Raw genomic sequence first — 6,265 nt, forward strand, 5'->3', positions numbered from 1 at the left:
GTTTGAGTTATGTAGAAGTTGAAGTTACAGGTCCAAATAGAGATTTACATTCTGGATTGTATGGTGGTGCAGTGGCTAATCCTATTAATGTTTTGGCAAAAATGATTGCTTCGCTTCACGACGAAAACAACCACGTTACCATTCCTGGCTTTTATGACAAAGTCGAAGAATTATCACTGGAAGAAAGAGCCGAAATGTCAAAAGCACCTTTCAATTTAGAAGATTACAAAAAAGCTTTGGACCTCAACGACATTTATGGCGAAAAAGGTTATACAACCAATGAAAGAAATTCCATCAGACCAACACTTGACATCAACGGAATTTGGGGCGGATACACTGGTGAAGGTGCCAAAACCGTAATTGCAAGTCAGGCTTTCGCCAAAATTTCGATGCGATTGGTTCCAAACCAAGATTGGGAGGAAATCACCGAATTATTTACCAACCATTTTATCAATATTGCTCCAGCTGGAGTGAAAGTAAAAGTAAAACCGCATCACGGCGGACAAGGTTATGTAACACCAACGGACAGCATTGGCTATAAAGCCGCAAACAAAGCCTACACAGAAACTTTTGGAGTTCCTGCAATTCCAGTACGTTCAGGAGGAAGTATCCCTATTGTCGCCTTGTTCGAAAAAGAACTAAAAAGTAAAACTATCTTGATGGGATTTGGTTTGGATTCTGATGCTATTCATTCGCCAAACGAGCATTTCGGGATATTTAATTATTTGAAAGGAATAGAAACTATTCCGTTGTTTTATAAGTATTTTGTGGAAATGTCGAAATAATTATTTTTGGGACGCAGATGACTCGGATTCGCAAAAGCGAAAACACGGATAAAAACAGATTTTATTTATAATTAAATGCAATTTTAAAATCCGTTTTATCTGTGTCTTTACGAAGTAAATCCGTTTTATCCGTGTCCCTTTTATATTTAATCCGTTCATCCTAAACAGAGTGAACGGATTTTTTTTATAAATAAATTTGGATATTAAATTTATTGCTCTACATTTGTAGAATAATTTCTATTTTTGTAGAGTGAACTTATATTATGCGATATATAATTATGATAATGTTTTCCTTTTTCATCTTTTTTGGATGCAAAACTAACCCTATCAATCAAATAAAAAATAAACAAAGAGAAGGACTTTGGATAGAGGAATATCCCTTGGATACAATACAATTTAAATCGGTCGGAAAATACTATAAAGGAGATCCAATAAAAAAATGGTGCTATTATCAAAACAGTAAAATTTTAAAAAAAGAGAAATATAAGAAGGATATATGTTACACAATATTTTATAATGCAAATGGAAAAATTCAATCAAAAGGGAAAACAAAATTGGAAACAACAAGCCAGGAAACGCATTGGTTTTATTTTGGCAATTGGCAATTTTACAATAACAAAGGGAAATTAGTTTTAATAAAACAATATGAAGACGGAGAATTAAAATCCGAAATCAAAATACAATAAATATGCAACTATCCAACTCAGAAGAACAATTAATGGAACATCTTTGGCAACTCGAAAAAGCCTTTATGAAAGACTTGCTCGAAGCCTATCCAGAGCCAAAACCTGCAACAACGACCGTTGCGACGTTATTGAAAAGAATGATTGACAAAAAATTCGTTGCTTATAACGAATTTGGAAACTCAAGAGAATATTATCCTTTGGTAAAAAAATCAGATTATTTTTCTAAACATGTCAACGGATTGATTACGAATTTCTTTAATAATTCGGCTTCGCAATTTGCTTCTTTCTTTACCAAAGAAACCAATTTATCTGAATTGGAATTAGAAGAATTAAAAAAAATCATAGATGTTGAACTTCAAAAAAAGAAAATATGACCGACTTTCTAATCAAATCCACGATTCCATTATTTGTGCTTTTAGCCATATATCATCTTTTATTGGAAAAAGAAAAAATGCACGTTTTCAACAGGTTTTACCTATTGTTAAGCCTTGTATTTTCAATTGTAATTCCTTTTATAACAATTGAAGTTGTCGAGGAAATAACAACCCCAATTGTACAAAATAATACATTTCAAATCAGTCAAGGAAGTATTGTGCCTGTTGAAGAAACAAACTATTTGCCAATACTACTTTGGAGTATTTATGGGTTGATTACTTTCTTGTTTTCCATCCGATTTATGAGAAACATTCTAAAAATTACTTCCAAAATTAAATCGAATACAACAATTGATTACAAAAACGCCAAATTGATTTTACTGAAAGAAAAAGTACTTCCTCATACTTTTTTAGACAACATTTTCATCAATGAAACCGACTATAACAATAAAAAGATAGAGGCTGAATTATTCTCACACGAATTAACTCACGTTACTCAAAAACATACTTTCGACGTGTTATTTATAGAAATTTTGAAGACTATTTTTTGGTTCAATCCTCTTTTTATTTTATATAAAAAAGCCATACAACTCAACCATGAATTTCTTGCAGATGAGAAAGTAGTGACCTCTTATGACAATGTTTCTTTTTATCAAAATTTACTACTTTCAAAAGTAAACAACAACCCAATTTACTATTTAACCAGTAATTTAAACTATTCCTTAACTAAAAAAAGATTAATTATGATGACTAAAACCACATCACAAACCAAAGCAATTTTTAAACAAATCGCTTTAATTCCATTTATTTATGGATTAGTATTCTTTTTATGTTTAAAAACAATGGCTCAAGAAAGCAACACAATAGTAAAAGCTCAATCTGAAACAAAAGAAAATCCAACAAAGGACAGAAGAGATGAATATTACGCTGGTGTGCGAGTAATATTTAAAGATTGCAGCAAAAAAATTATCATTGATAAACAATACGAACAACTTACTTCAGAAGAAAAAGACAGCTATCTCCCTTTTGTTCCAAAACCATTTATAGAGAAATCACCTAGCAAAAAAGAACTTAACGATTTTAAAAACGCTGCAAAATATGCTATTTGGATTGATGGAAAGCATTACCCAAACACTCAATTAAATAAATACTCAGCTTCATATTTTGTCTATTTTATAGGAAGTTCCGTTTCTAAAAATGCCCAGAGCAAGAAATTTCCTCAGCCTTTTCAATATAGTTTTTATACAAAAGATTATTTTGACAAAAATTTAAAAAACTCTTTGAAAAAATTTGGTGGAAAAGAAATAATAACTACTCAAAACTGCGCAGATAAATGGGGTAAAACCAATGATTTTAGGGAAGAATCTGTAGAAATTAAAAAATCGAAAGTGACAATTGAAAATATATTACCAGAATTTTCAGGTGGAATGCAGGAGTTTTACAAATTCATTGCAGCTAATTTCAAAATTCCTAATCAATTTAAAGGAAACGGAAAAATATATATTTCGTTTATGGTAGAAACAGACGGTTCATTATCGGAATTTCAAGTGCTTCGAGATTTAGGTTTTGGAGCAGGCGAAGAAGCTGTGCGAGTATTAAAATTAAGTCCAAAATGGATTCCTGGCAAAGAAGATGGTAAAGCGGTTAGAATGAAATTTAGTTTACCGATAGCTTTACAATCAAAGTAAATTAATAGATTATTTAACCCGCAAATTAAGTAACTTGATAAAATTTGCGAATTTGTGGTAATTTTACTTATTCAGGATTATATCCCAAATAAGGCACTGCTTGTTCGTTGAAAATAACCCCATATTCTTCCAATTCTTTTAAAATAGGCAAATACACTTCCTCTCGAATTGGGAGTTGAACCCCAGGAGTTTTAATCTTGCCGTTCAAAATTAACAATGTCGCCATTGCAACAGGCAAACCAACGGATTTAGCCATTGCAGTATACGTTTGGTTTTCGCCAAGACAAACCATTTTTGAATCTATCTGTTCTTTTTTACCATTAATTTCGTATCCAAATTTGTGATACATCACAATCATATCTTTTTCTTTAGCTTGAAGCGTCCAACTATCACCAAGAATTTTTTCTAGAATTTGGGCAGGAGAAGCATTTTGTAATCCTACTTTTTTATTAGGATTGAACAAATCTAATTCTAATAATTTATCCCACATAATATCGTCTTGATCAATTTTTAAAATCAAACGCATCTTACTTTCAACAGAATCTGTTGGGTGATAGGGTAAAAAAGAATTAACGAATTGGCGATAACTCATATTCTCGGAATCTTCCATAATGTAACTATCATCAGTCATTCCGAGTTGTACGAACATATTCCAAGCTTTAGAAAAACCAACTCTACGAATAGTTCCTCTATATAAAGTAAGGATGTTTTTCAATCCATAAATATCTATATATTTGAGTGAATCTCTGTTCGAATAAGCTTCGAATCTGCCGTAGCCTTCAACCTCAAGAAATTCTGTTCTGCGAAATAAATTCCAATACGGAATGTATTTATAGGTTCCTTCTTGAAGAAATTTCGCCGCGCCACCTTGTCCTGCAAGAACAACATTTCGTGGAGCCCAAGTAAATTTATAATTCCAAAGATTGGTGTCTGATTCTGGCGCAACGAGTCCACCACAAAAAGATTCAAACAAAAGCATTTTCCCTCCTTTTGCCCTAATTTCATTGATTACTTTCATTGCACTCATATGATCAATTCCTGGATCAAGACCAATTTCATTCATTAAAATCAAATTGTTTTCCTTGGCCAAAGCATCCAATTCCTGCATTGCATCACTCACATAAGAAGCGGTTACCATATGTTTTTTATACACAATACAATCTCTGGCAACCTCAATATGAAGATGCGCCGGCAACATTGAAATCACAATATCTGCTTTTTGAATGGCAGCATTTCTTTGGTTTTTGTCAAAGACATCTAAGGAAATGGCAGTTGCATTGCGATGGTTATTCGTTTTGCTTTGGGCTGACGCCAATGATAAATCTCCAATAATAAGATGCAATTTTTCCTCTTCCGATTTATTTAAAAGGTATTGTATCAACGACGAAGCCGATCTCCCTGCTCCAATGATTAGGATTGTTCTCATAATTATATAAATATAACACAAATATATATAATTGTTGCATTTGTAACAATAGAAATAGATTAAAATGCAAATGATTCTTAAAAATGGAAACAAAAAGTAAAGTTAAAATTCTCTCCCTTTGATAAGAAAGAGATATTTTTGTGTCAAATAAAATAGATAATGGACAAAAAAATTATTTCTACAGGAGCAATTTTCGGAATGTTGGCAATTATTTTAGGAGCATTTGGAGCCCACGCTTTAAAAAAAGTTTTATCGATGGAGGAACTTTCTACTTTTGAAACAGGAGTTCGTTACCAAATGTATCACGCACTATTTTTGATGTTCATTGGAATGATAAATGAGATGTCCCAAAAAGCCAAAAAAACAATTTATTATTTGGTTATTTTTGGCGTGTTTTTCTTTTCGGGGTCCATTTATTTATTGGCAACAAATAGCCTTACTGCTTTTGATTTTAAAATTATTGGATTCGTAACACCTATCGGCGGATTGCTATTAATATTAGCTTGGGGAACATTATTGTTGAATTATTTTAGCAAAAAATCATAAAACTACTATAAACAAATCACGATAAAAATTTAATTTCTACTTTTGCGTCCAATAAATTAAACCTCACAACACACAAATTTATGGACAACTACGCCTTGTTTACGAAATCGATTTCGTTAAATTATTTAGGAATCGAAAATTCGCAAATTCATTACCAATTATCAGCCGAAGAATTGCACGAAATCACCTTGCAATCTGGTCAAGGAATCGAAAATATTACTGGAGCATTAGCTGTTAACACTGGCGAATTTACTGGACGTTCACCTCAAGATCGATTTATAGTAAAAGACAGCATTACTGAAGACAAAGTTTGGTGGGGAAATATCAATATCCCTTTTGAACCTGAAGCTTTTGAAAAATTGTATACTAAAGTAACTGACTATTTATCGAATAAAGAAGTTTTTGTCAGAGACTCATATGTTTGTGCAGATTCCAATTACAGGCTCAATGTACGTGTTGTTACCGAAACTGCTTGGGCAAATTTATTCTGTTTCAATATGTTTTTGAGACCTGAACCTGAAGAACTAGAAGATTTCACCCCCGAATGGACATTACTTTGTGTTCCAAGTTTTATGGCAAATCCAGAAGTTGATGGAACGCGTCAAGGTAATTTTGCAATTTTAGATTTTTCTAGAAAAATTGTTCTTATTGGAGGTACTGGTTATACTGGCGAAATGAAAAAGGGAATTTTTTCAGCGTTAAATTTTATTATGCCAGTTTTCAAAAATACGTTACCAATGCATTGCAGTGCCAATGTGGG

General features: G+C 32.3%; 7 protein-coding genes. 6 read left to right on the forward strand and 1 reads right to left on the reverse strand.

The window, feature by feature from the left end; translation table 11 throughout:
• The 4 genes from PHC28_RS14320 to PHC28_RS14335 all read left to right on the forward strand — a co-directional run.
• A partial coding sequence (locus tag PHC28_RS14320; protein WP_300102049.1) for a M20/M25/M40 family metallo-hydrolase occupies positions 1-785 on the forward strand: 785 nt, incomplete at its 5' end.
• Positions 786-1,048: 263 nt separating this feature from the next.
• The gene (locus tag PHC28_RS14325) at positions 1,049-1,471 is read left to right on the forward strand and encodes a hypothetical protein (protein ID WP_300102052.1); all 423 of its coding nucleotides are present in this window, start codon (positions 1,049-1,051) and stop codon (positions 1,469-1,471) included.
• A 2-nt stretch (positions 1,472-1,473) separates the two neighbouring features.
• Entirely contained in the window at positions 1,474-1,845 is a 372-nt protein-coding gene (locus PHC28_RS14330) for a BlaI/MecI/CopY family transcriptional regulator (protein WP_300102054.1), read from the forward strand.
• Positions 1,842-3,533, forward strand: a complete 1,692-nt coding sequence (locus PHC28_RS14335; RefSeq protein ID WP_300102057.1) for a M56 family metallopeptidase — start codon at positions 1,842-1,844, stop codon at positions 3,531-3,533. The genes PHC28_RS14330 and PHC28_RS14335 overlap by 4 nt, the downstream gene beginning before the upstream one ends.
• A gap of 67 nt (positions 3,534-3,600) precedes the next feature.
• On the opposite strand, the gene PHC28_RS14340 is transcribed toward PHC28_RS14335, so the two are convergent.
• Positions 3,601-4,959 carry a saccharopine dehydrogenase C-terminal domain-containing protein gene (locus tag PHC28_RS14340; protein ID WP_300102060.1) on the reverse strand — a complete coding sequence of 453 codons (1,359 nt, stop codon included), beginning with the start codon at positions 4,957-4,959 and terminating at the stop codon, positions 3,601-3,603.
• Between the two features lie 159 nt (positions 4,960-5,118).
• On the opposite strand from PHC28_RS14340, the gene PHC28_RS14345 reads away from it, so the two are divergent.
• Positions 5,119-5,505, forward strand: a complete 387-nt coding sequence (locus PHC28_RS14345; protein WP_300102062.1) for a DUF423 domain-containing protein — start codon at positions 5,119-5,121, stop codon at positions 5,503-5,505.
• An 80-nt stretch (positions 5,506-5,585) separates the two neighbouring features.
• Positions 5,586-6,265 (forward strand): phosphoenolpyruvate carboxykinase (ATP) (locus PHC28_RS14350; protein WP_300102065.1); only part of this gene is annotated, 680 nt, incomplete at its 3' end.

This window comes from Flavobacterium sp. (genome assembly GCF_028712645.1).
GTDB lineage: Bacteria > Bacteroidota > Bacteroidia > Flavobacteriales > Flavobacteriaceae > Flavobacterium.